Annotated in this window: 22 protein-coding genes; 9 read left to right on the top strand and 13 right to left on the bottom strand. The window is 68.4% G+C overall.

Annotated features, from left to right (window positions below):
• Position 1 precedes the first annotated feature (1 nt).
• From CFB43_RS33610 to CFB43_RS33580, 7 genes are all read right to left on the bottom strand, one after another.
• On the bottom strand, positions 2-793 hold the full coding sequence (locus tag CFB43_RS33610; protein ID WP_089498440.1) for an ABC transporter ATP-binding protein: 792 nt from the start codon (positions 791-793) through the stop codon (positions 2-4).
• A gap of 27 nt (positions 794-820) precedes the next feature.
• Positions 821-1,567, bottom strand: coding sequence for an ABC transporter permease (locus CFB43_RS33605; RefSeq protein WP_089498439.1), 747 nt, complete (start codon positions 1,565-1,567; stop codon positions 821-823).
• A 10-nt stretch (positions 1,568-1,577) separates the two neighbouring features.
• A complete protein-coding gene (locus CFB43_RS33600; protein ID WP_089498438.1) occupies positions 1,578-2,300 on the bottom strand; it encodes an ABC transporter permease in 723 nt (240 codons plus the stop codon).
• 92 nt (positions 2,301-2,392) lie between these two features.
• Positions 2,393-3,253 (bottom strand): transporter substrate-binding domain-containing protein, encoded by an 861-nt coding sequence (locus CFB43_RS33595; RefSeq protein WP_039353370.1) that lies wholly within the window; start codon positions 3,251-3,253, stop codon positions 2,393-2,395.
• A gap of 361 nt (positions 3,254-3,614) precedes the next feature.
• Positions 3,615-4,778 carry a TIGR03364 family FAD-dependent oxidoreductase gene (locus CFB43_RS33590; protein ID WP_089498437.1) on the bottom strand — a complete coding sequence of 388 codons (1,164 nt, stop codon included), beginning with the start codon at positions 4,776-4,778 and terminating at the stop codon, positions 3,615-3,617.
• Between the two features lie 242 nt (positions 4,779-5,020).
• Positions 5,021-6,934, bottom strand: coding sequence for an ATP-dependent zinc metalloprotease FtsH (gene ftsH / locus CFB43_RS33585; RefSeq protein WP_089498436.1), 1,914 nt, complete (start codon positions 6,932-6,934; stop codon positions 5,021-5,023).
• Positions 6,935-6,977: 43 nt separating this feature from the next.
• On the bottom strand, positions 6,978-7,625 hold the full coding sequence (locus CFB43_RS33580) for a BON domain-containing protein (protein ID WP_089498435.1): 648 nt from the start codon (positions 7,623-7,625) through the stop codon (positions 6,978-6,980).
• Positions 7,626-8,152: 527 nt separating this feature from the next.
• Between CFB43_RS33580 and CFB43_RS33575 the strand changes: the two genes are divergently transcribed.
• Positions 8,153-9,556 (top strand): MBL fold metallo-hydrolase RNA specificity domain-containing protein, encoded by a 1,404-nt coding sequence (locus CFB43_RS33575; protein WP_089498434.1) that lies wholly within the window; start codon positions 8,153-8,155, stop codon positions 9,554-9,556.
• 70 nt (positions 9,557-9,626) lie between these two features.
• Here CFB43_RS33575 and CFB43_RS33570 read toward each other — a convergent pair whose 3' ends face one another.
• The gene (locus tag CFB43_RS33570) at positions 9,627-10,667 is read right to left on the bottom strand and encodes a zinc-dependent alcohol dehydrogenase family protein (protein WP_089498433.1); all 1,041 of its coding nucleotides are present in this window, start codon (positions 10,665-10,667) and stop codon (positions 9,627-9,629) included.
• A 497-nt stretch (positions 10,668-11,164) separates the two neighbouring features.
• Between CFB43_RS33570 and CFB43_RS33565 the strand changes: the two genes are divergently transcribed.
• The 3 genes from CFB43_RS33565 (at position 11,165) to CFB43_RS33555 (ending at position 13,551) form a co-directional block, all read left to right on the top strand.
• Complete coding sequence (locus CFB43_RS33565) at positions 11,165-12,004, top strand: universal stress protein (RefSeq protein WP_089498432.1); 840 nt, start codon at positions 11,165-11,167, stop codon at positions 12,002-12,004.
• A gap of 213 nt (positions 12,005-12,217) precedes the next feature.
• Entirely contained in the window at positions 12,218-12,721 is a 504-nt protein-coding gene (locus CFB43_RS33560; RefSeq protein WP_089498431.1) for a universal stress protein, read from the top strand.
• A complete protein-coding gene (locus tag CFB43_RS33555) occupies positions 12,718-13,551 on the top strand; it encodes a universal stress protein (RefSeq protein WP_089498430.1) in 834 nt (277 codons plus the stop codon). Before CFB43_RS33560 ends, CFB43_RS33555 begins: the two co-directional genes overlap by 4 nt.
• Before the next feature lie 48 nt (positions 13,552-13,599).
• Here CFB43_RS33555 and CFB43_RS33550 read toward each other — a convergent pair whose 3' ends face one another.
• A complete protein-coding gene (locus CFB43_RS33550) occupies positions 13,600-14,070 on the bottom strand; it encodes a universal stress protein (RefSeq protein WP_089498429.1) in 471 nt (156 codons plus the stop codon).
• Between the two features lie 322 nt (positions 14,071-14,392).
• Between CFB43_RS33550 and CFB43_RS33545 the strand changes: the two genes are divergently transcribed.
• On the top strand, positions 14,393-15,040 hold the full coding sequence (locus CFB43_RS33545) for a response regulator (protein WP_089499043.1): 648 nt from the start codon (positions 14,393-14,395) through the stop codon (positions 15,038-15,040).
• Between the two features lie 337 nt (positions 15,041-15,377).
• Positions 15,378-16,151 (top strand): fumarate/nitrate reduction transcriptional regulator Fnr, encoded by a 774-nt coding sequence (gene fnr, locus CFB43_RS33540; RefSeq protein ID WP_089498428.1) that lies wholly within the window; start codon positions 15,378-15,380, stop codon positions 16,149-16,151.
• Positions 16,152-16,183: 32 nt separating this feature from the next.
• Here fnr and CFB43_RS33535 read toward each other — a convergent pair whose 3' ends face one another.
• A complete protein-coding gene (locus CFB43_RS33535; protein WP_089498427.1) occupies positions 16,184-17,173 on the bottom strand; it encodes a zinc-dependent alcohol dehydrogenase family protein in 990 nt (329 codons plus the stop codon).
• Positions 17,174-17,347: 174 nt separating this feature from the next.
• Here CFB43_RS33535 and CFB43_RS33530 point away from each other — a divergent pair, with 174 nt between their 5' ends.
• Genes CFB43_RS33530 through CFB43_RS33520 form a run of 3 tightly spaced genes read left to right on the top strand, consistent with a single transcriptional unit; the run spans position 17,348 to position 19,772 of the window.
• On the top strand, positions 17,348-18,349 hold the full coding sequence (locus tag CFB43_RS33530) for an Acg family FMN-binding oxidoreductase (RefSeq protein ID WP_089498426.1): 1,002 nt from the start codon (positions 17,348-17,350) through the stop codon (positions 18,347-18,349).
• A 45-nt stretch (positions 18,350-18,394) separates the two neighbouring features.
• Complete coding sequence (locus tag CFB43_RS33525) at positions 18,395-18,730, top strand: c-type cytochrome (protein WP_089498425.1); 336 nt, start codon at positions 18,395-18,397, stop codon at positions 18,728-18,730.
• 22 nt (positions 18,731-18,752) lie between these two features.
• Entirely contained in the window at positions 18,753-19,772 is a 1,020-nt protein-coding gene (locus CFB43_RS33520) for an LOG family protein (protein WP_089498424.1), read from the top strand.
• Positions 19,773-19,880: 108 nt separating this feature from the next.
• Here CFB43_RS33520 and CFB43_RS33515 read toward each other — a convergent pair whose 3' ends face one another.
• From CFB43_RS33515 to CFB43_RS33505, 3 genes are all read right to left on the bottom strand, one after another.
• A complete protein-coding gene (locus CFB43_RS33515) occupies positions 19,881-20,120 on the bottom strand; it encodes a hypothetical protein (protein WP_089498423.1) in 240 nt (79 codons plus the stop codon).
• A 70-nt stretch (positions 20,121-20,190) separates the two neighbouring features.
• Positions 20,191-20,841 carry a BON domain-containing protein gene (locus CFB43_RS33510; RefSeq protein WP_089443923.1) on the bottom strand — a complete coding sequence of 217 codons (651 nt, stop codon included), beginning with the start codon at positions 20,839-20,841 and terminating at the stop codon, positions 20,191-20,193.
• Positions 20,842-21,098: 257 nt separating this feature from the next.
• Positions 21,099-21,533: an Hsp20/alpha crystallin family protein gene (locus CFB43_RS33505; protein ID WP_089443922.1), complete on the bottom strand. Its 435-nt coding sequence runs from the start codon at positions 21,531-21,533 to the stop codon at positions 21,099-21,101.
• Positions 21,534-21,573 lie beyond the last annotated feature (40 nt).

The following is a 21,573-nucleotide window of genomic DNA, read 5'->3' as shown; positions in this document are numbered from 1 at the left end:
CTCAGTTCGCGGCGCGGTCATGATGGCTCGACACGAACTGGCGGAAGCGTTCGGAGCACTGGCCGCCGAACAGGTCGCCGGGCGTCCCGTCCGCATCGACCTCGCCCTGATGCAGGAACATCACGCGGTTCGACACGTGCCGCGCGAAGCCCATTTCGTGCGTGACGACCAGCATCGTGCGCCCTTCCTCCGCGAGCGAGCGCATCACGCGCAGCACCTCGCCGACCAGCTCCGGATCGAGCGCGGAAGTCGGTTCGTCGAACAGCATCACCTTCGGATGCATCGCAAGCGCCCGTGCGATCGCGACCCGCTGCTGCTGGCCGCCCGACAGATGGGCCGGATAGTAGCCGCGCTTGTCCGCGAGGCCGACGCGCGCGAGCAGCGCCTCCGCCTCCTCGACCGCCTCGGCGCGACTGCGCTTCTGCACGCGCAGCGGCCCTTCGACGAGATTGTCGAGCACGGTCATGTGCGACCACAGGTTGAAGTTCTGGAACACCATCCCGAGCTGCGAGCGAATGCGGTCGACCTGGCGCCGGTCGCCCGGATGCAGCTTGCCGTCGCGCGCGCGTTTCATCTTCAGTTCCTCGCCGGCCAGTGCGACGGAGCCGTCGTCGGGCGTTTCGAGCAGGTTCAGGCAGCGCAGGAAGGTGCTCTTGCCCGAACCGCTCGCACCGAGGATCGAGATGACGTCGCCTTCGTGCGCGTCGAGCGAAATGCCCTTCAGCACGTGGTGATCGCCGAACGACTTGTGGATGTTCCTGACCGACAGGGCGACGGGAGCAGCAGAGTTCATCGATTTCTCCTGGAAGGAAGGACGCGGTCAGGATGCGACACGTCGCGCATTGCGTGCGTCGGCCGCGGGTGCGCCGGACGACTTCGGCGCGCGCAGGTGGCCCGACAGCCGCCATTCGAGCGCGCCGAGCAGGCGGACGACGATGAAGTTCAGGCCCAGGTAGATGAGGGCCGCACACACGAACACCTCGGTCGTCCGGTAGGTTTGCTGGATGATCTGCTGCGCGACGCCCGTCACCTCCCACACGGTCACGAGGCTGGCGAGCGCGGTCGACTTCACCAGCAGCACGGCTTCGGTCGAATACGCGGGCAGGCACTGGCGCAGCGCGATCGGGCCGATCACGCGGCGCAGCAGCGCGAAGCCCGACAGGCCGATCGAATAGCCGGCCTCGATCTGCCCGACCGGCACGGCCATCAGCCCGCCGCGCAGGATCTCGGCCGTGTAGCCGGCCGTACACAGCGCGAGCGACAGCACCGCGCACACGTACGGCTCGCGCAGCAGCGGCCACATGAAGCTCTCGCGGATCACGCCGAACTGGCCGAGCCCGTAGTACACGAGAAACATCTGGATCAGCAGCGGCGAGCCGCGAAACACGAGGATGTACGCACGCGCGAAGCGGTTCGGCAGCCAGCGCGGCGACACGCGCATCGTGACGATCACGAGCGACAGCAGGCCGCCGAGCACGAGCGACGCGAAGAACAGGCCGAGCGTGGTCGGTACCGCCGCGAGCAGCTGGCGCAGCGTGTCGAACAGGAAGTCGAAATCGAGTGACATGGGCGCTCCGTCAGTTGCGTGCGAAGTTGCGGCGGAACGACCGGCCGACGATCGCTTCCGCCCGGTTGAACACGCGGTTCGACAGCCCCGTCATGACCAGGTAGAGCGCGCCGCCCGCGACGAAGAACACGAAATACTGATGCGTCGAATTCGCCGCGATCTGGCTCGTGCGCAGCAGCTCGGCGAGCCCGGTGACCGAGATCAGCGCCGAATCCTTCAGGCTCAACTGCCACACGTTGCCGATGCCGGGCAACGCGAAGCGCAGGACCTGCGGAATCAGGATGCGCCGCAGCACCATGCTGCGCGGCATGCCGATCGAGCGCGCCGCTTCGAGCTCGCCCTTCGACACCGCGAGCACGGCCGCGCGATACACCTCGGCCTGGTACGCGCCGGAAATCATCCCCACCGCGAGCGCGCCGATCACGAACGGCGGCACGCCGATGAAGCCTTCCACGCCGAACCACTGGCCCACGGCCGTGACGAGCGTCGAGCCGCCGAAATAGAACAGGTAGATGACGAGCAGTTCGGGCACGCCGCGAAACACTGTCGTGTACAGGTCGCCGAGCAGGCGGGCGCTGCGATAGCGCGACAGCTTCGCGGCCGCGATGCCCGCGCCGATCACGGCGCCGACCGCGAGCGCGGCAAGCGTCAGCGCAACCGTCATCAGTGCGGCGAGCAGCAGCACGCCGCCCCAGCCTTCGGTTCCGAAGCCCAGCATTTCAAGGATCGCCATGCGTGCCTCCCGGCAAGCGTTGAGTGGATCGGCAGGATGCGCGCCGCCGCGCGCGGCTCATGCCGCTTGCGCGGCGGCGGCCGGACGTGCGCTTACGGCGTGACGTCGGTCTTGAACCACTTGTCGGCGAGCTTCTTCACGGTACCGTCCGCAAGTGCGGCGCCGATCGCCGTATCGAACTTCGTCTTCAGGTCGGCATCCTGCTTGCGGAACGCGAGCCCTTCGCCCGGCCCCCAGATCGGGCCGCCGAGCTTCGGGCCCGCGAGCACGATCGATGCGGTGTCCTTCTTCGTGTTGTTCGCCGCGTAGTACGTGACATCGTCGAACGACGCGTCGATGCGGCCGGCGACGAGGTCGAGATCGCGCTCGGGCGAGGTCTTGTACACGCGGATCGACGCGATGTCCTTGAAGCTGTCGTTGATGAACTTCGTGTAGACGGTGCCCGACTGGATGCCGATCGTCTTGCCCTTCAGCTGCTTGCGCAGCGCGTCGACGGTCGATTTGTCGGCATTCGCGTCGCCCGACAGCTTGACGATCGGCGCGCCCGGCGCCGCCTTCGGCAGGATCTTCGTATCGGTGACGGCGAACGTCGCGGGCGTCGCCGCATACGGACGCGAGAACAGCAGGATCTTCTCGCGCTCCGGCGTGATCGAGATCGCATCCATCAGGACGTCGAACTTGCCGGCCTGCAGCCCCGGGATCATCCCGTCCCAGTCCTGCGCGACCATGTTGCACTGCACCTTGATCCGCTCGCACACGTTGGCGAGCAGCTCGGGCTCGAAGCCGCCGAGCTTGCCGCCCGGCAACGTAAGGTTCCACGGCGCGTAGCCGCCCTCGAGCGCCACCGTCACCGTCTTCCATTCCTTCGCCTGCACCGGCGCGGAAAGCGTGGCCGCTGCCGCCGCGATGATGCCGATCGTCCTGACTGCCCACTTGATGCGCTTGCCGTTCACGAGTTTTCTCCTTGCGTTGAAGATCGTCATCCCTTCGGTCATGCAAGCGGCCTCAGGAATTTGTCTATACAAGCATGCAAGAAGAAAAATGGAGCGACAAGCGTTGATCAAAAAAAACCGGGAAAACGCGGGAAATCCCCTAATTCCGGGGCTCTGACGTGCGTCGCGGTGGTGATTCTCGGCACGAACATGGTGCATTTCATCTGATCTTTCGATCAGGATGACTAGACAAATTCGTGATTCGAATGTTTCGCTAAACACACTAAACCAGCCGGTGAATCGTGCCATCGTGCCGGCAGGCACATCGCGCGCAACAGCATCCCGGGAGCCCGGCGACTGCGCGACGCGCAGGCCCCCGCCCTCACCACGCGGCAAACACGTCCTGCGCGATCCCGAAGCCCGTGCTCATCCCGGCGCCGCTCGTCACGACGACGACGCGCGTGCCGTCATCCGGCGCCTCGATCACGCAATCGGCACCGGCTGCCGACGGGTAGCTGCCGGTCCAGCGTTCGACGATGTCCAGTTCCGGCGCATCGAGCGTCTCGTGCAGCAGGCGCAGGATCTGCGCGTCGATCTCCTGCGTCGCGAACGGCAGCGGTGCGGCGCCGTATTCGTGCGAATCGCCCACCACGAGACTGCCGTCGGCGCTCTGCACCACGATCAGGTGGATGCCGTAACCGAGGCACACGGGTTCCTCCGCCTTCAGGCGCGTGCGCAATGCGTCGGCAGCGGGCAGCGTCGCGAAACCCGCGTAACGCAGCAGGCTCAGGTCGCTCATCACCGCGGCGCGCAGTGTCAGCGGGCGGCGCGGCCGCACGCGCAGCATCTGCAACTGGCACAGCCGCACCGCGTGCCGCGCGAACCAGTCGCCGACCAGATGGCGACTGTCCGCATTGCCGCAGACGATCACGCGCTCCGCGTGCAACACGCCGCGCGACGTACGCACGGTTGGCGTGCGCACCTCGTGCACCATCTCGCCGTAACGAAATCGCACATCGAAGCGTTCCGCCAGCCAGGACGCCAGCAACGCGATCGCGGTACGCGGCTCGATGCGCAGTTCATGCGGGCTGTGCAGCACGCCTTGCGCACCGTCCAGCCGCAGTTCCGGCGCGACGGCCTTTGCCTCGCCGAGCATCATGACCCGGCAGCCGTCGGCCATGCCGGTCTGCATGAACGCATCGATCAGTTGCATCGCCTCGGGGCGACGCGCAATCAGGTGGAGGCCCCGGTGAAGCACGTCGATGCCGGCTTGCGGCGCGACGTCCGCCCAGACCTCGCGGCTCGCCCGCGCACGCCGCCAGCTGTGTTCGGCGTGCTGCCCGGTGACGGTGACGAAGCCGAAATTGCGGATCGACGCGCCCACGCATGCGGCATCGCGTTCGATCACGCAGACGCGCAGCCTCTTGAGCGCCGCCGTATAAGCATGGGCGAGGCCGACGATGCCGGCGCCGACGATGATCACGTCATAAGCGTCTGCCGCTGCGATGGCGTTCACGATTGCACGTTCCTTGTGTCGAGATGACATGCGCCGCCCTTTCAGGGCGAGCGTATCGGTTGCTGCTTGCCGCGTCCCCTGGACGTATTTCCGCGTGCGACGCGAACCGGCCGGCTCGCATCGTTCGTTACCGGGACTGGCGCACGATTCCGCACTATCGCGACGCGGGATGACATTCGGATGAAAAACCACAAAAAGGCATGAATTGGCCAATTTTGCCACTTGACGACACGACGATCGCCGGTGGCCGGTGGCCGGTAGCCAGTGGCGGATCAGGCCGACGTGTCTGCCGCCGCTACCGGCTCCGCATCGGCTCGCGCCGGCTCGGGCGCCGCGCCGCGATCATCCGGCGGCGTCATGAGCGCCACCAGCGTGTCGTGATCGATCGACTCGTGCTGCAGCAGGCACCGCGCGATCCGTTCGAGCGCGTCGCGATGCTCGCCGAGCGTCGCCGCGACCCGCACGTGCGCGTCTTCGAGCAGCGCGCGCACCTCCTCGTCGATCAACTGCGCGGTGTGTTCGCTGCACCGGCCGTCGCCCGGCGTCCACACGCCAGGCGAACCGCCCTGCGGTGTCGCATCGTCGAGCGTCGCGAGCCCGAGCTTCGCGCTCATCCCGTACTGCATGACCATGTGGCGCGCCAGCGCGGTCGCACGCTCCAGATCGTTCTGCGCGCCGGTCGACACGTCGCCGAACGCGATCTCCTCGGCCACCCGGCCGCCGAGCAGCACGTCGAGCCGGTCGAGCAGCTCGCTCCGGCGCAGCACGTAGCGATCCTCGGTCGGCACCTGCTGCGTGTAGCCGAGCGCCGCGATGCCGCGCGGGATGATCGACACCTTCTTCACCGGATCGCAATGCACGCGGCTTTGCGCGACGAGCGCGTGCCCGGCTTCGTGGTACGCGATGGTCCGCTTTTCCTCGTCGTTCATCACGCGGCTCTTGCGCTCCATGCCCGTCATCGCGCGGTCGATCGCTTCGTCGAAGTCGGCCATGCCGATCGCTTGCTTGCCGAGTTCGGCCGCATGCAGCGCGGCCTCGTTGACGACGTTCGCGAGATCCGCGCCGACGAAGCCCGGCGTGCGCTGCGCCAGCTCGGCGAGGTCGACTTCCGGGGCCAGCTTCACGCGCTTCGTGTGCACGGCCAGGATCTGCTTGCGGCCATTCAGGTCGGGCCGGTCGATCGCGATGTGGCGGTCGAAGCGCCCGGGCCGCAGCAGCGCCGGATCGAGAATCTCGGGCCGGTTCGTCGCGGCCATGATGATCACGCCGGAATTGGCCTGGAAGCCGTCCATCTCGACGAGCAACTGGTTCAGCGTCTGCTCGCGCTCGTCGTTGCCGGACATCAGGCCGACGCCGCGCGCCTTGCCGAGCGCATCGAGTTCGTCGATGAACACGATGCACGGCGCCTTCTGCTGCGCCTGTTCGAACAGGTCACGCACGCGCGCCGCGCCCACGCCGACGAACATCTCGACGAACGCCGAGCCGCTGATCGTGAAGAACGGCACGGCCGCCTCGCCGGCCACCGCACGCGCGAGCAGCGTCTTGCCGGTGCCCGGCGCGCCGACGATCAGCACGCCTTTCGGGATCTTGCCGCCAAGCCGCTGGTAGCGTTCGGGGTTGCGCAGGAACGCGACGATCTGCTGCAGCTCGGCCTTCGCCTCGTCGATGCCGGCGATGTCGTCGAACGTGATGCCGGTTTCCTGCTGCACGTACACGCGCGCCTGGCTTTTGCCCATGCCGCTCAGGTCACGGACACCGCCCGGCCGGCGCATCATGAAGCTCCAGAACGTCACGAGGACGATCACCGGCAATAGCCATCCGGCAAGCGTCTCGAGCCAGCCCGAATCCGGCGCGCCGCGATAGCGGATGCCGGCGGCCGTGAGGTCGGTGACGAGACGGTCGTCGGAAACCCGGTTCGTCGTGAAGCGCCACGGCGGGCCCGCCTTCTTCACGGCGGCCGCGTCGGATGCCGGCAAGTTCGCACCGGCCTGCGGCATGCGCAGCACGCCCGAAATCGACGACGGGCCGATGTCCAGATCGTCGACGAGCCGCGCGTCGACCAGGCGGTGAAAATCGCTGTACGAGATCGACGTCGTGGCCGGCTGGGCCATCAGCAGCTGATATGCCACCAGCACGGCAAACGCGAACGGGATCAGCAGCGCGGAGTAATCGAATGATTTTTTCATGGCGTCGAACCGGCACCGCGGGCGCGGGCCTGCTCATGCATCGTCATGCAACGGTCAGCCGGTCGACGACCTCGCGCACGCCCCTGACCGACGCGGCCGCACCGCACGCGGCGCGCCTTTCGGCGAGCGACGCGACCTTGCCCGTCAACGTGACGATGCCGTCGTCGGCGGCAATCGAGATCCCGGCGGATTCACGCTGCGCGCGACGCGCCAGCGCTTCGGCGATCCGGGTGCCGACGTCCGGCACCGTGTGGTCCGTTCGCACCCGGATGCGATTCGCGACGCCGACGACGCCGATCATCCGGCTGACCATCTTTTCCGCCGCCCGACTCTGGTATGCATGATCGACTTCGCCGTCGAGCGTCACGCAACCGTGGTCGACCTCGACGCGAATCCGGTGATCGCGCAGCGCCTCCTGCCAGCCGAGCGCGAACGTGATCGCGATCGCCAGCTCCTGATCCGCGCACGCGTTCGCGGGCGGCGTGACGTTCAGTTCGAGCACGAGCGCGCGCGCACCCTCGACATGCAGCGCCGTTTTCTGCGCCTCGAGTTTCTGGGCCCAGCTGTCGACCGTGCCGCGCAACGTCACGACCCGGTCGCGTACGTCGACGTCGATCCGTCGCGCGTCGATCGCCGGATTCCAGAACAGCGCCTGCTCGACGTCCTGCTTGAGTGCTGCATCGGACTTCATGTCGGTCTCCCGTCACCCCGTACCGGTCGCGACATTCGCGATCGGCGATGGGGCTGCACCGGCTTCAGCATCGCGCACGACGGCGGCAGTGGCTTGACGAGGATCAACCAACGACGTGCTGGCGGCCGTGGCCGCCGGGTGCGCGAATGCCGGATGCGTCCGTTGATGCAGATCAACCGCGCGGCAAAGCGCGACACGATCATGACGCCGGACGCGGCGAAACCCGCGACAACCCGCGCGTGACAGCGCGACGTTCCCCGCGCTGACCGCCGGCCTCGCGTTCCCGTGCTGCTGATGACCCTCGCACTCGGCGGCCGGAGCGACGCGTGCCGACACGCGCCGGTGCCGCCGTCCTGCCCAGGCGTTGATTGACGTCAACCCGGAGCCGCAACGGCCGAAGAACGAACCTCGCCCGAGCCGGGCCGAGCACGGATACGGATACGGCAATCCCTGATTTCCATCAATCGCCGCGCGCGCATCCGCGCTGTAATCGACTCACTGCTCCGTCCACTCCCGTGAGGCGATCCATGAAACTGACATTTCTCGGCGCGACCGAAACCGTGACCGGGTCGAAGTACCTGGTCGAGCACGGCAACCGGCGCGTGCTGGTCGATTGCGGCCTGTTCCAGGGCACCAAAAACCTGCGGCTGCGCAACTGGAGCCCGTTGCCGGTCGCACCCGACACGCTCGACGCGGTCGTGCTCACGCACGCGCATATCGACCATACCGGCTATCTGCCGGTGCTGGCGCGCGAAGGGTTCCGCGGACCGGTGTACTGCACGGCGGCCACGGCCGAACTCTGCGACATCATGCTGCGCGACAGCGCGCGGCTGCAGGAGGAAGAAGCCGATTTCGCGAACCGCCACGGCTATTCGAAGCATCATCCAGCGCAGCCGCTCTACACGCTGGACGATGCGCAGCGCGCGCTGCACCTGCTGAAGCCCGTCGCGTTCGACGAATGCACGGCGCTCGGCGGCGGGCTCGCGTTCCGCCTGCTGCCGGCCGGGCACATTCTCGGCGCGGCGAGCGTCGTGATGCACTGGGATCACAAGGTGCTGGCCTTCTCGGGCGACCTCGGCCGCTATCACGCCCCGATCATGCAGCCGCCGCTGGCGCCCGCGCATGCGGACTACCTGGTCGTCGAATCGACGTACGGCGACCGGCTGCATCCGCAATCGGACCCCGAGAGCGAACTCGCCGCGCTGTTCGACAAGACCTTCGCGCGCGGCGGCGTGGTCGTGATGCCGTGCTTCACCGTCGGCCGCGCGCAGGAGATCCTGCACACCATCGCGCGCCTGAAGGCGTCGGGCCGGATGGCGCGCGTGCCGGTATTCGTCGACAGCCCGATGGCCACCGACGTAACCGAGATCTATCGTCACCATATCCTCGAACACCGGCTCACGCCTTCCGAAGCGAACGCGCTCGGCCACGCGGCCACGATGATCCGCTCGGTCGAGCAGTCGAAGGCGATTGCCGACCATCAGGGCCCGATGGTCATCATCGCCGGCAGCGGGATGGCCACCGGCGGCCGCGTGCTGCACCACCTGAGCCGCTACGCGCCCGATGCGCGCAACACGATCGCGCTGGTCGGCTACCAGGCGGCCGGCACGCGCGGTGCGGCGCTGGCCGCGCACGAGCCGACATTGAAGATCCACGGCGAGTACGTGCGCGTGCGCGCGCAGGTCGAGTCGATCACGACGCTCTCCGCGCATGCCGACTACGAGGAGATCCTCCGCTGGCTCGGTACGATGCAGCGCGCGCCCGTGCGAACCTTCGTCACGCATGGCGAGCCGGCCGCGGCCGACGCGATGCGGAGGCGCATCGCGGAGCGGCTGCACTGGCCGTGCGAGGTGCCGGTGTATGCGCAGTGCGTCGATCTCGATGCGGTCGAATCGGGCGACACGCGCGAGCCGGCCGCGCTTTCCTCCTGACGGCGTGTCCCACGGGACGGGGCGGGAACCGGGTGTCGCCTGCCGGTTCCCGCCGCGCGCGACCCGGCCATCAACCGACTTCGATGATGACCTTCAGCGCGTGGGTTTGCGCCGCGCGGCCGAACGTGTCGTACGCGCGCTCGACGTCGTCGAGCGAGAACCGGTGCGTGATCAGGCGTTTCGGATCGAGGCGCCCGGCGCGCACGGTCTTCAGCAGCATCGGCGTGCTGACCGTGTCGACGAGCCGGGTCGTGATCGAGATGTTGCGATCCCACAGCTTCTCGAGGTGCAGGTCGGCCTTGACCCCGTGCACGCCGACGTTCGCGACCACGCCGCCCGGCGCCACCAGTGACGTGCACATCTCGAACGTCGCCGGAATCCCGACCGCCTCGATCGCGCAATCCACGCCGACGCCGTCGGTCAGCTTCATCACTTCCGCCACCGGGTCGCCGGTGCGGCCGTCGATGCAATCGGTCGCGCCGAAGCGATGCGCCACGTCCAGCCGGTTGCTGTCGGGGTCGATCATGATGATCCGTGCGGGCGAGTAGAACTGCGCGGTCAGCAGCGCCGCCAGCCCGATCGGGCCCGCGCCGACGATCGCGACCGAGCAGCCCGGCTGCACCTTGCCGTTCAGCACGCCGCATTCGAACCCGGTCGGCAGGATGTCCGACAGCATCACGAGCGCCTCCTCGTCCGCGCCCGGCGGAATCCGGTAGAGGCTCGTCTGCGCATGCGGAATGCGCACGTACTCGGCCTGCGTGCCGTCGATCCGGTTGCCGAGGATCCAGCCGCCGGTCGTGCAGTGCGAATACAGGCCGCGCCGGCAATATTCGCAGCGGCCGCACGACGAGATGCAGGAGATCAACACGTGATCGCCCGGCTTCAGCGCATCGACGGCGGCGCCGACCTGCTCGACGATCCCCACGCCTTCGTGGCCGAGAATGCGGCCGGGTTCGCAAGTCGGGACGTCGCCCTTGAGGATGTGCAGGTCGGTGCCGCAGATCGTCGTGCGCGTCACGCGCACGAGCGCGTCGGTGGGCGACTGCAGCTCCGGCATGGGCCGCTCCTCGAGCGCCTTGCGCCCGGTCCCGTGGTAGACGAGTGCTTTCATTAGGATTCCTCCATCAAAAGGGTGACAGGTACGTTCGTGACGGAAGCCGAATGCCACGCGTGCACGCTTGAACTGCACCGGTACGTACGGCCTCGCGCAGATAGCGGTCGATGGCGGCGCCCGCGTTCGTCTCGTCGCGCCTCGCCTGCCGGGTCGATTCGCCGAAGGCAACAGGTGCGTGAGTTGCCGCGAACCCACCCCGCAAGGGGTGCATGCCCCGAGTCGCGGTTTGGCGCACACATCCGCCACGCGAGATCGCGACCCGCACGGCACACGTCGTTCAGCGACATCGACGCGCGGAGCGCATCGCGGTCCCGCCTTCGATCCGATCGAAGGTCCGGCCGCCGCCCTGACGCCCCCTACCCATGATCGACGCCGCGACCGTTTCACTGTGCGGCCGCAGCGCGCAATTGCCGTTGATCTGAGTCAAGCGCGCGGACACCCTGCTTCGTAGACTGGATTGCACTGGCGGATGACCCGTCGATGGAGCGATTCCGATGAGCTACAAAAGCCTGGTCGTACACCTCGATACGAGCGCCCGCGCGCATTCGCGCCTCGAACTCGCGTTGCGTCTCGCCCGGCGTTTCGGTGCACATCTCACCGGCCTGTTCGCGGTCTACACGCCGGAGCCGCATTCGTTCTACGTGATGGCCGGTTCCGCCGACTATTTCCGTGAACACCGCGAGCGGCGCGATGAGCGGCTCGCCGCGCTGGAGCGCCTGTTCCATGCGGAAGCCGCCCGCGCAAAAGTGCCGGCCGCCTGGGTTCGTGCCGACGAGCGCGCGAACGTCGCGGTGCCGCGCGCCGCGCGTCTTGCCGACCTCGTGATCGCGGGCCAGAGCGACCCGAACGATCCCGAAACCTATATCGACGACCAGTTTCCGGAGAACCTCGTGCTGTCCGCCGGTCGCCCCGTGCTGTTCTGGCCGTACATCGGGGAATTCCCGTCGATCGGCGAACGGGTGTTCGTCGCCTGGGACGGCAGCCGCGAAGCGGCCCGTGCCGCGCACGATGCGCTCCCCTTCCTCGAGCACGCGAAGCGCACGACGGTCGCCGCGGTGGTCGACGGCGACGCCGAAGCGGCGACCACGCGCGTTCCCGCCGCCGATGCCGCGTTGATGCTCGCGCGCCACGCGCGTGACGTGAACGTGCTCGACATCGATACCGGTGCCGGCGCGTCGGTCGGCGACACGCTGCTGTCGCGCGCTTACGAAACGGGATCGGACCTGCTCGTGATGGGCGCGTACGGCCATCCGCGCTGGCGCGAGATGGTGATGGGCGGCGCCACCCGCACGGTGCTCGCGTCGATGACGCTCCCGGTGCTGATGTCGCACTGAACCGGCCGCTGCGGACGCGCACGCGAATGCGAACGCGGGCCGCGCGCAGGTCGTGTCGGCCGCGTCGCGCGCGGCCACGGTAGCCGTCGAGACGACCCACGCAGCGTGGATCGCCGCGCGCACCGCGCCAACCGCGACGCTTGATCCAGATCAGCGCGAGCGGCGCGCACGCGCCGATGATGATTTCATCCACCTCCGTTCAAGGGACATGCCATGTACTCGAACATTCTGGTTGCGCTCGACGGCAGCGACACGTCGTCCCGAGCCCTCGACGCCGCGCTGGCCATCGCGTCGGAGACGGGTGCGCGGCTGACGCCCGTCTACGTCGTCGATTTCCTGGTGCCGGCGTACGACATGTACGGCTACGATCCGTCGATCCTGGTCGACGCCTTTCGTGAAGAAGGGCTGCGCGTCACCGAAGACGCGGCGCGACGCCTGAAGGCGCGCGACGTCGCCGGCACGCCGCAGATCTCCAACGTCGCGCCGGCGGGCGAAGACATCCCGCACCGGATCGTCAGTCTTGCCAACGAAATCGAGGCCGACCTGATCATCATGGGCACGCACGGCCGGCGCGGCGTTCAGCGCCTCTTCCTCGGCAGCGTGGCCGAGCGCGTGCTGCGGCTGACCACGTGCCCGGTGCTGATGATTCCGGCGGCCTGCCCGTCCGGCAAACCCGCCGAGACCGTCGCGGCCTCCACCGAAAAGGAGCCGTCATGAGCTACAAGACCCTGCTCGTCCACCTCGACGACAGCGCGCGCTGCGCGACTCGCGTCGACCTCGCGCTCGAACTCGCGGCGCGCTGGAATGCGCATTTGATCGGCCTCTACGCGGTCTGCCAGGATCTCTTCGAACCGCTGCGGCGGCCCGACGAACCGCTGAAGCTGGCCGTGTACGAACGCCTGTGCGACCAGCGGCGCAAGGAGGCCGAGGAGAAATTCCTGATGGCCGCCGAGCGCGCGGGGCGCAGCGTCGAGTGGCAGGCGCCGGCCGGCGACGCAACTGCCGCCGCGATTCTGCACGCACGCCACGCCGACCTGCTGATCCTCGGCCAGGAAGACCCGGACGATCGCATGACCTACGTGGCGCGCCATTTCGTCGAGGATGTCGTGATGGGCAGCGGCCGTCCGGCGATCGTCGTGCCCTACGCGGGCGACGTGCGAACGATCGGCGAGAACGTGCTGATCGGCTGGGACGGCGGGCGCGAGGCCGCCCGCGTGATGGCCGACGCGCTGCCGCTGCTGGCCCGCGCGCGCTTCGTCAACGTCGAGACGGTCGTGCACGGCCAACCCGATCCGGACAAGACGCCGCCGGGCGTCGACGTCGCCGCGTATCTCGAGCGGCATGGCGTGCGCGCGTCGTTCTCGACGACGCCGCGCGACCGGTCGGTCGGCGTCGGCGCGACGCTGCTGAACCGGGTGACCGACCTGCATGCCGATCTGCTGGTAATGGGCCTGTACAGCCATGCGCGCATGCACGAACGCGTGCTGGGCGGTGCGACGCGCACCGTCCTCGAGACGATGACGGTGCCGGTGCTGCTGTCGCACTGACGCCGCACGCATGACGAAGGGGCAGCCGCCTGCGGCTACCCTCTTCCGTCACAACACGGCCGCGCACGCGCCCCGCCCCTCACGCACGACCAGCACCGGCCGGTCGGCGGTGCGCACCAGCGATTCGGCGACGCTGCCGAGCACCGCGCGGCGCATGCCGCGGCGCCCGTGCGTGCCCATCACGATCAGGTCCGCGTCGCATTCCGCGGCAGCGCGCGCCAGCACGGACGACACCGCGTCGCCGCACGCGTCGATCGTGTGCGCGATGCCGCGCACGCCGCACAGGCGAAACGCGGCCTCTGCATCCGCCACCGCGATCGCGGCCCTGTCCGCATCCAGCCCCGCCGGATCGCGCGGGTCGAGGTAGCCGCGGTCGACGTCCGTCCGTCGTGGCGCGTCCGAGACCACGCACACGGCGACGATCAGGCCGCCTGAATGACGGGCGAGCGCGATCGCCTCGTCGAGCGCGAGCCGCGCACCGCGGCTGCCGTCCAGTGCTGCGAAGATCCGTGCGTACATGACGCCTCCCTGTCGTTGCCCGGCATCGACCGGCTTGCCGAACCAGTCTGGGGCCGGCCGACGCGATCCGGTTGACGCCGGTCAAGCCCACGCGACGGCGGCAGTCCGCATCGATCCCGATTGGCGAACGCCGGCGACCGGCGCACAATTTCGGGGCATCGACGAACCGGACCCCGTGCCGATCCGGCCCCGACGACGATGGACATCGTCCGGTCATCGGCGTCGGCCACCATCGAACGATCGAGCGCGCCGGTCCGCGACGATGATCGACGCATGCCGCCGCGTGGCCCGCGCCACGCGATCCGGCAAGGAAGGGATTGCCATGATCCGGGTACTCATCGCCGACGACCACGCCCTCGTCCGGGACGGTCTGCGGCACATCCTGCAGAATGCCAGCGGCTTCGAGGTCGCGGGTGAAGCGTGCGACAGCACGTCCACGATCGCGCGCGTGCGGGATACCCCCGCGAACGTGCTGGTGCTCGACCTGTCGATGCCCGGCCGCAACGGCGTCGAACTCATCAGGCAGATCAAGGACGAGAAGCCGGCATTGCAGATCCTCGTGGTGACGATGCACGCCGAGCAGCAATATGCGGTGCGCGCGTTCCGCGCCGGCGCATCCGGCTACATGACCAAGGAGAGCGCGAGCGCCGAACTGATCGCGGCGCTGACCAAGATCGCGGCGGGCGGCGTCTACGTCAGCCTGACCATGGCCGAGCAGTTCGCGCAGAGCCTGAACGAGCCGACCGATCTGCTGCCGCACCAGCGTCTGTCCGACCGTGAATTCGACGTGTTCCGGCGCGTCACCATCGGCGAGTCGATCTCCGAAATCGCGGAAGCGCTCTGTGTCAGCGTCAAGACGGTCAGCACCTACAAGACGCGGATTCTCGAGAAGATGCAAATGCCGAACGACACGGCGCTCGTGCGCTATGCGATGCGCCACAAGCTGTTCGACGACCCGGACGAGCTCTGACGGCGGCGCGGGCGCACGACCGGTGCGCCCGCGCGTCGCGCCCGGACAGAATGCCGCACCCGTGTAGGAAACCGCCTACATCACTTCCATGTGACCTACTGCATCTTCCATGGCTGCTGATTTCCTTGACGCCGCGCAACCTCCATACTCCAGATCAAGAAAAACAAGTACGCGCGTCGCGGAGCAAAGGCGGCACTCGCCGTCGGGACAGGTCTGCCGGCTCGTCCGGCGCGGTTCTTCACCATGAGTGCGACAACCGTCAGGGCCGCGGGCGCTACCACCCGCGCGATCCCGCCCACGGCGGCTCGTCGCCGTCCTGAACGTACTGGAGCCGATCATGCAGCGCCCTGCCGAAGTTTCGCCGACCACGCCGTTACGCCCGTACATCCCGCTGCATTCCGTCGACCGGGCGGACCAACCGAAGCGCGCCGCGTCCCGTTGCTCGACGTGCGCGTTGCGGACCGTCTGCATGCCGACCGACCTTTCTCCTGACGAATTCGCGCGCGTCGACGCGATGATCTGCACGACGCGGCACGTCAGGCGCGGCGAAACGCTGTTTCGCGCGGGGGATGCGTTCAACAGCATCTATGCGGTGAGGACCGGATCGTTCAAGACCATCGTGATGCATCGCGACGGCGACGAGCAGATCACCGGCTTCCAGATCGTCGGCGAATCGCTCGGGCTCGACGGCGTGCACACCGGGCACCACAACGGCGACGCGATCGCGCTCGAGGACAGCACCGTCTGCATCATTCCGTTCGGCCAGCTCGAGCAGATGTGCCGCGAAGTCCGGCCGATGCAGCATCACGTGTACCAGATGATGAGCGGCGAAATCGTCCGCGAATCCGCGCTGATGCTGCTGCTCGGCACGATGACCGCCGAACAGCGCGTGGCCGCGTTCCTGCTGAACCTGTCCACGCGCTTCAAGGCGCGCGGCTACTCGGCCGCCGAATTCGTGCTGCGGATGACGCGCGACGAGATCGGCGAATATCTCGGGATGAAGCTCGAAACGGTCAGCCGCATGATGTCGAAGTTCCAGCACAAGGGGCTCGTCGCCGCGCAAGGCAAGCAGATCCGCATCGTCGATCCGGAAGGCCTCGGGCGAATCTGACCTCGCCGCGCACTGCGCGCGCGGCCCGCGCATCAGCCGCGCATCGCGAGTACCGCCGCCCCGGACAAACGGCCCGTGCGCAGATCGTCGAGCGCGCGGTTCGCATCGGTCAGCGCGTAGCGCACGGCCTCGACCCGCAGCGGCGTCGCCTCGGCGACCCGCATGAATTCGACCGCGTCCGCACGTGTCAGGTTGGCGACCGACACGATGCGGCGCTCGCCCCACAGCCACGCGTACGGAAAGCCCGGGATATCGCTCATGTGAATGCCGCCGCACACGACGGTCCCGCCTTTGTCGACGGCGCGGAGCGCGGCCGGCACCAGTGCGCCCACCGGCGCGAAGATCAGCGCGGCGTCGAGCGCCTCGGGCGGCACTTCGTCGCTGTCGCCGGCCCACGCGGCGCCGAGCGAACGCGCCAGCTGCTGCGCCACGGTATCGCCGGGCTTCGTCAGCGCAAACACCTTGCGCCCCTCGGCATGCGCGACCTGCGCGACGAGATGCGCCGCCGCGCCGAAGCCGTAGATGCCGATGCGCCGCGCATCGCCCGCCATGCGCAAGGTTCGATAACCGATCAGGCCGGCGCACAGCAGCGGCGCGGCTTCGAGATCGGTGTAGCGCTGCGGCAGATGCACGCAATAGCGGTGGTCGGCGACGGTGCGCTCTGCGTAGCCGCCGTCGATCGTATAGCCGGTGAATCCCGGACTGTCGCACAGATTTTCGCGGCCGGTCGCGCAGTATGCGCAATGGCCGCACGTCGAGCCGAGCCATGGCACACCGACGCGCTCGCCCACCGCGAAGCCCGTCACGCCCGCGCCGAGCGCGTGCACCGTGCCGACGATTTCGTGCCCCGGGATCAGCGGCAGTTTCGGATGCGCGAGCTCGCCGTCGACGACGTGGAGGTCCGTCCGGCATACGCCGCATGCGTGTACGTCGATCAGCAACTGGCCTGCCGCCGGCAACGGGTCCGGCACGCGCGCCTCGCGCAAATGCGGTGTCGTGCCGTCAAACATCATCGCAAGCATGCTCGCCTCCTCGCGCGCGCCGGCGCGTACGCTTCACCTCTCCACGCTAGTCGCTGCGCGTCGCGTACGCACGGCCCGGTGACGGACGCTTGATGTGGGTCAACGGCGGACGGGCGGTTGCTGACACGATGAAGTGGCATCACGCCCGACGTGAGGCGACCAGGAGATGATCGAATGGTATCCGTTCCCCCACTAGCCGCAAGCGCCCACCCTGAAGCGCATCTGAGGTCGCTGCTGGCCTACGCGGTGCTGGCCCCGTCCAGCCACAACTCGCAGCCGTGGCGGTTCATCGTCGACGGTCCCACGATCGCGGTCTGCGCGGATCGTGTCCGTGCGTTGCCCGTCATCGATCCGTTCGATCGCGAACTGATCATCAGCTGCGGTGCGGCCCTGCTCAACCTGCGCGTCGCGCTCGATCACGCCGGGCTCGCCCACACGATCAGCCCGTTTCCGTCCGATATCGATCCCGATCTGCTCGCGCTGGTCCGGGTGTGCGACGACGGCTATTCCGACGCGTCGCTCGGCGCGCTGTTCGATGCGATTCCGGAGCGCGTCACGACGCGCGCGCCGTTCGACTCGACCGCCGTGCCGGACGACCTTCAGCAGGCGCTGATCGCGGCCGGCGTCGCGGAAGGCGCCGAGATCACCTGCGTCGACTCGATCGCGCACCGCGCACGGGTGGCCGAGCTGGTTGCAGAGGCCGATCAGCAGCAGTTCGCCGACCCGCGCTTCAGGCGCGAACTGGCGAGCTGGATCGATCCACGCCGGCACGCCGACGGCATGCCGGCGTTCGCGGCCGGCGTGCCGACGCTGCTGGATTTCGCGGCGCCCGTCGTGACGATGGCGGTGCGGACCTTCGATCTCGGCAACGGGCTGGCCGCGCTGCATCACCAGCTCGTCGGCGCGTCGCCGCTGGTCGTCTGCATTTCGACCGTGCGCGACGATCGCGACGCGTGGCTCGCCGCCGGACAGGCGCTGGAGCGCGTCCTGCTCGTCGCGACGCGTGCAGGCTATACCGCGTCGTACCTGAACCAGCCGATCGAGACGGCCGGGCTGCGCGCCCATCTGCGTCACATGCTCGGGCTGCACGGCGAGCCGCAGTTGCTGCTGCGGGTTGGGCGCGGCCCGCATACACCGCACTCGCCGCGCCGCCCGCTCGATGATGTCGTTTCGTGAGCGCGCCCGGCGGCGCTGCCTTTCTGATCCGGACGAGGAAACATCATGAGCTTTCTGCGTGACGCCGCCTTCTGCGTGACCGTCACGGCGGCGCACCTTGCCGCCGCGCAAACGGCCGTGCCCGAGCCGACCGATCTCGTCAATGCGCAGCACTGCATGTTCTGCCATACGTCCGACATGACGTTCCTCGGGCCGTCGTTCCACGACATCGCGCAGCGCTACCGCGGCGATCCGGCGGCCGCGCCGGAACTGGAACGCAAGCTGCGCGTCGGCGGCCGCGTGCACTGGGGCGACACGCCGATGCCGTCCGCCGAGGATCGCGGCGGCCCGCTGTCCGCCGACGATGCGCACCTGCTCGTGCAGTGGGTGCTCAGCCAGTAACCGGCCCGCCAGCCAGCCGCTCATGTCGACCGTCGTCAAACGCGTTCCCGCCGGTATCGCTCGTCGAGGCGGAGTGCGCCGACGTACCGCAGCCGGCCCGACGCCGGCGGCCGCGCCCGGCAAACGCGCACGCACGCGGCCCGATGCGATCGTCGGCGACGACCGCGTCCAGCGCATCCCGCATCGCGCGCCGCGTCTCGCCAACCGCCCGAACCGCACGCCCGCCGACGACGATGCCACCGTCCTGCAGCGCGCGGGCATGCGCGGCATCCGGCTGCAACTCGACTACTGGAAGGCCGAGGAACGCCTGCAGAACGAACGCATCGGCCATGCCGTCGTGATCTACGGCAGCACGCGCATCGTTGCCCCTGCCGTCGCGAACGCGCGGCTGAACGAAGCCAATCACCTGCTCGCGGCGCGGCCGCACGATGCGGTCCGGCGTCACGCCGTCGCAATGACGAGCCGGCTCGTCGAGCACAGCGTGTATTACTGCGTCGCGCGCGAACTCGGGCGCATCGTCGGCCACGCCGACCGGTGCACGCGCACCGCGCGGCTCGCCATCGTCACCGGCGGCGGCCCCGGCATCATGGAGGCCGCCAATCGTGGCGCGTACGAGCGCGGCGCGCCGAGTATCGGCTTCAACATCGAGCTGCCGCGCGAACAGGCGCCGAACCCGTACATCACGCCCGGTCTCTGTTTCCGGTTTCACTATTTCGCGATCCGCAAGCTACACCTGCTCGAACGCGCGAAGGCGGCGGTATTCTTCCCCGGCGGCTACGGCACGTTCGACGAGCTGTTCGAAGTCCTGACGCTGCTGCAGACACGCAAGATCCCGCCGTTGCCGGTCATCCTCGTCGGCGAAGCGTACTGGCGCCGCGCGGTGGACCTGGCCTTCCTCGCGGACGAAGGGATGATCGACCGCCGCGATCTCGAGCTGTTCACGTACTGCGAATCCGCCCCCGACATCTGGCGCGCGATCGGCGGCTGGTATGCGCGGCGGCGCACCCGTCGCTCGCGCCGCGCCGCCGCACGCCGCCCGTGATCGGTCGGACGGTCACGCACGTCGGCGCACACGCGATGCGGCATCGACTGCATCGGATGACGAACGAAACATCGCCACTCAGGCAACGCGTTCACGACCGCCCCGGCTTCAAACCGTGAACATGTTCGACTTCCTCAACTCGACCCACGTCATCCCGGCGCGCAGCCCGTCGATCGCGGCTTCGCGCTCGGTGTCGCGGGTCCGGCTGTGCGCGAACGTGCGCTCGCACGCGCCGTCCGGCGACATCAGCGTCAAGTGGATCCTGCAACGGTAGCCGCCCGTTCCGGTGGCGATCGTCTCGAACGCCACCGACCAGTCCGCATCGTGTACCTCGCCTGACAGTGTCACTTGACTCCCCTTCCGCGCGGACCGCGCATCCGGTCGCCGGTTGCCGCTTGCCGCTTGCCGCTTGCCGGCGTTACTCGACGACCAGGTCGTCGACGACGGCGCGCACGCCGCGCGCCGACCATGCCGCCCCGCGCACGGCCTTGCGCTCGGAGAACGAGCCGACCTTGCCGGACAGCCGCACCGTGCCGTCGCGCACCTCGATCGCGATGTGCTTCGCCTCGCGCTCCGCATGGCGCATGATCGCGCGCTTGATGTTGCCGCCGATGTCGGCCGAGCCGATCGCCCCCTGCACCGCGATATGGTCGGTCACGCCGGTCACGCTGCGCATCTGCGAGATCGCCCGCACGGCCAGATGGCTCTGATAGGCCCATTCGACCCTGCCGGACAGCGTGATCCAGCCGTGTTCGACCTGCACCTTCACCGCGTCGTCGTGCAGCCCGACCGTCCAGTGCAGCACCGAACGCACCGCGTTCGCGATGTCCTCGTCGGTGCGGACGTCGTCGTCCGGCAGATGCACGGTCATGTCGACGACGAGCGCCTTGACGCCGGCCACGCGGTTCGCCGCCCGCTCGATCGCCAGTTTCTCCGCATAGCTCGGCGGATGACCCGAGAGCGTCACGATCCGGTTGACGACCTCGACACCGATACGTGTCGCGTCGATCGCCGGGTCGGATTCCAGTTCGTCCTGAACGTCCTGCTTCAACTGCTTGTCGGTCTTCATCGCCTGCACTCCCGTGAGCCGCGGCGCGCCTGTGCGCCGCACGTTTCCAGATTTGCACACGCGCGGCGAGGGAGCGCTGATGCAGGTCAACGGACGCCGCCCGACGCGCAGACGGAGCGCTACTTCGCCGGCGGCGCCGGATCGAATGCGCAGGCGTTCGCGCGACCGCCTCAATGAAACGGCGCGCGGATCGCGCCGCGCGCCGATAGCTCCGTTCGGACGACGCGTGCCCGCATCGCCCGCTGCCGGCCGTCCGATCAGCTGATGGCCAGTTTCTTCTGCGCGACCGGCGCCTTCTTCGGCAGCGTCAGCGACAGCACGCCGTCCTGGTAAGTCGCCGTTGCGTTCGCGTCGTCGATCTCGCCCGACAGCGAGAACGAACGGCTGATCGCGCCGCTGTAGCGCTCGCGGCGGATCACGCGTTCGCCCTCCTTCTGCTCCTGGTTGCGCTCGACTTTCGCGTGGATCGAGACGGTGCTGCCCGTCACCTGGACGTCGATGTCGTCCTTGGCGACGCCCGGCAGTTCCGCGTTGACCGTGTACGCCTTGTCGCTTTCCGTCACGTCGATCTTCATCGAGGCCAGGTCGGGCTCGTCCGTCAGCGTCATCCCGCGCAGCGGCCTGAACAGCCCCTGAAACAGGTCGGCGACGGGTTCGATCGAAAACGGATCGTAACGCGTGACATTGCTCATGGTTCGTACTCCTTCAACGATAGACAGGCGGGCCGCGCCT

The sequence above is a fragment of the Burkholderia sp. AU15512 genome (assembly GCF_002223325.1).
Classification (GTDB): Bacteria; Pseudomonadota; Gammaproteobacteria; order Burkholderiales; family Burkholderiaceae; genus Burkholderia.
The sequence above is the reverse complement of the archived record's forward strand: the minus strand, read 5'-3'. Positions and strand labels throughout refer to the sequence as shown.

Coding starts and splice junctions, on each gene's coding strand:
- CFB43_RS33600 (WP_089498438.1), bottom strand. CDS start 2,300: ATGGCGATCCTTGAAATGCTGGGCTTCGGAACCGAAGGCTGGGGCGGC.
- CFB43_RS33590 (WP_089498437.1), bottom strand. CDS start 4,778: ATGTCATCTCGACACAAGGAACGTGCAATCGTGAACGCCATCGCAGCG.
- CFB43_RS33505 (WP_089443922.1), bottom strand. CDS start 21,533: ATGAGCAATGTCACGCGTTACGATCCGTTTTCGATCGAACCCGTCGCC.
- CFB43_RS33570 (WP_089498433.1), bottom strand. CDS start 10,667: ATGAAAGCACTCGTCTACCACGGGACCGGGCGCAAGGCGCTCGAGGAG.
- ftsH (WP_089498436.1), bottom strand. CDS start 6,934: ATGAAAAAATCATTCGATTACTCCGCGCTGCTGATCCCGTTCGCGTTT.
- CFB43_RS33605 (WP_089498439.1), bottom strand. CDS start 1,567: ATGTCACTCGATTTCGACTTCCTGTTCGACACGCTGCGCCAGCTGCTC.
- CFB43_RS33550 (WP_089498429.1), bottom strand. CDS start 14,070: ATGTACGCACGGATCTTCGCAGCACTGGACGGCAGCCGCGGTGCGCGG.
- CFB43_RS33575 (WP_089498434.1), top strand. CDS start 8,153: ATGAAACTGACATTTCTCGGCGCGACCGAAACCGTGACCGGGTCGAAG.
- CFB43_RS33530 (WP_089498426.1), top strand. CDS start 17,348: ATGGTATCCGTTCCCCCACTAGCCGCAAGCGCCCACCCTGAAGCGCAT.
- CFB43_RS33565 (WP_089498432.1), top strand. CDS start 11,165: ATGAGCTACAAAAGCCTGGTCGTACACCTCGATACGAGCGCCCGCGCG.
- CFB43_RS33520 (WP_089498424.1), top strand. CDS start 18,753: ATGTCGACCGTCGTCAAACGCGTTCCCGCCGGTATCGCTCGTCGAGGC.
- CFB43_RS33535 (WP_089498427.1), bottom strand. CDS start 17,173: ATGCTTGCGATGATGTTTGACGGCACGACACCGCATTTGCGCGAGGCG.
- CFB43_RS33560 (WP_089498431.1), top strand. CDS start 12,218: ATGTACTCGAACATTCTGGTTGCGCTCGACGGCAGCGACACGTCGTCC.
- CFB43_RS33510 (WP_089443923.1), bottom strand. CDS start 20,841: ATGAAGACCGACAAGCAGTTGAAGCAGGACGTTCAGGACGAACTGGAA.
- CFB43_RS33610 (WP_089498440.1), bottom strand. CDS start 793: ATGAACTCTGCTGCTCCCGTCGCCCTGTCGGTCAGGAACATCCACAAG.
- CFB43_RS33545 (WP_089499043.1), top strand. CDS start 14,393: ATGATCCGGGTACTCATCGCCGACGACCACGCCCTCGTCCGGGACGGT.
- CFB43_RS33580 (WP_089498435.1), bottom strand. CDS start 7,625: ATGAAGTCCGATGCAGCACTCAAGCAGGACGTCGAGCAGGCGCTGTTC.
- CFB43_RS33555 (WP_089498430.1), top strand. CDS start 12,718: ATGAGCTACAAGACCCTGCTCGTCCACCTCGACGACAGCGCGCGCTGC.
- CFB43_RS33525 (WP_089498425.1), top strand. CDS start 18,395: ATGAGCTTTCTGCGTGACGCCGCCTTCTGCGTGACCGTCACGGCGGCG.
- fnr (WP_089498428.1), top strand. CDS start 15,378: ATGCAGCGCCCTGCCGAAGTTTCGCCGACCACGCCGTTACGCCCGTAC.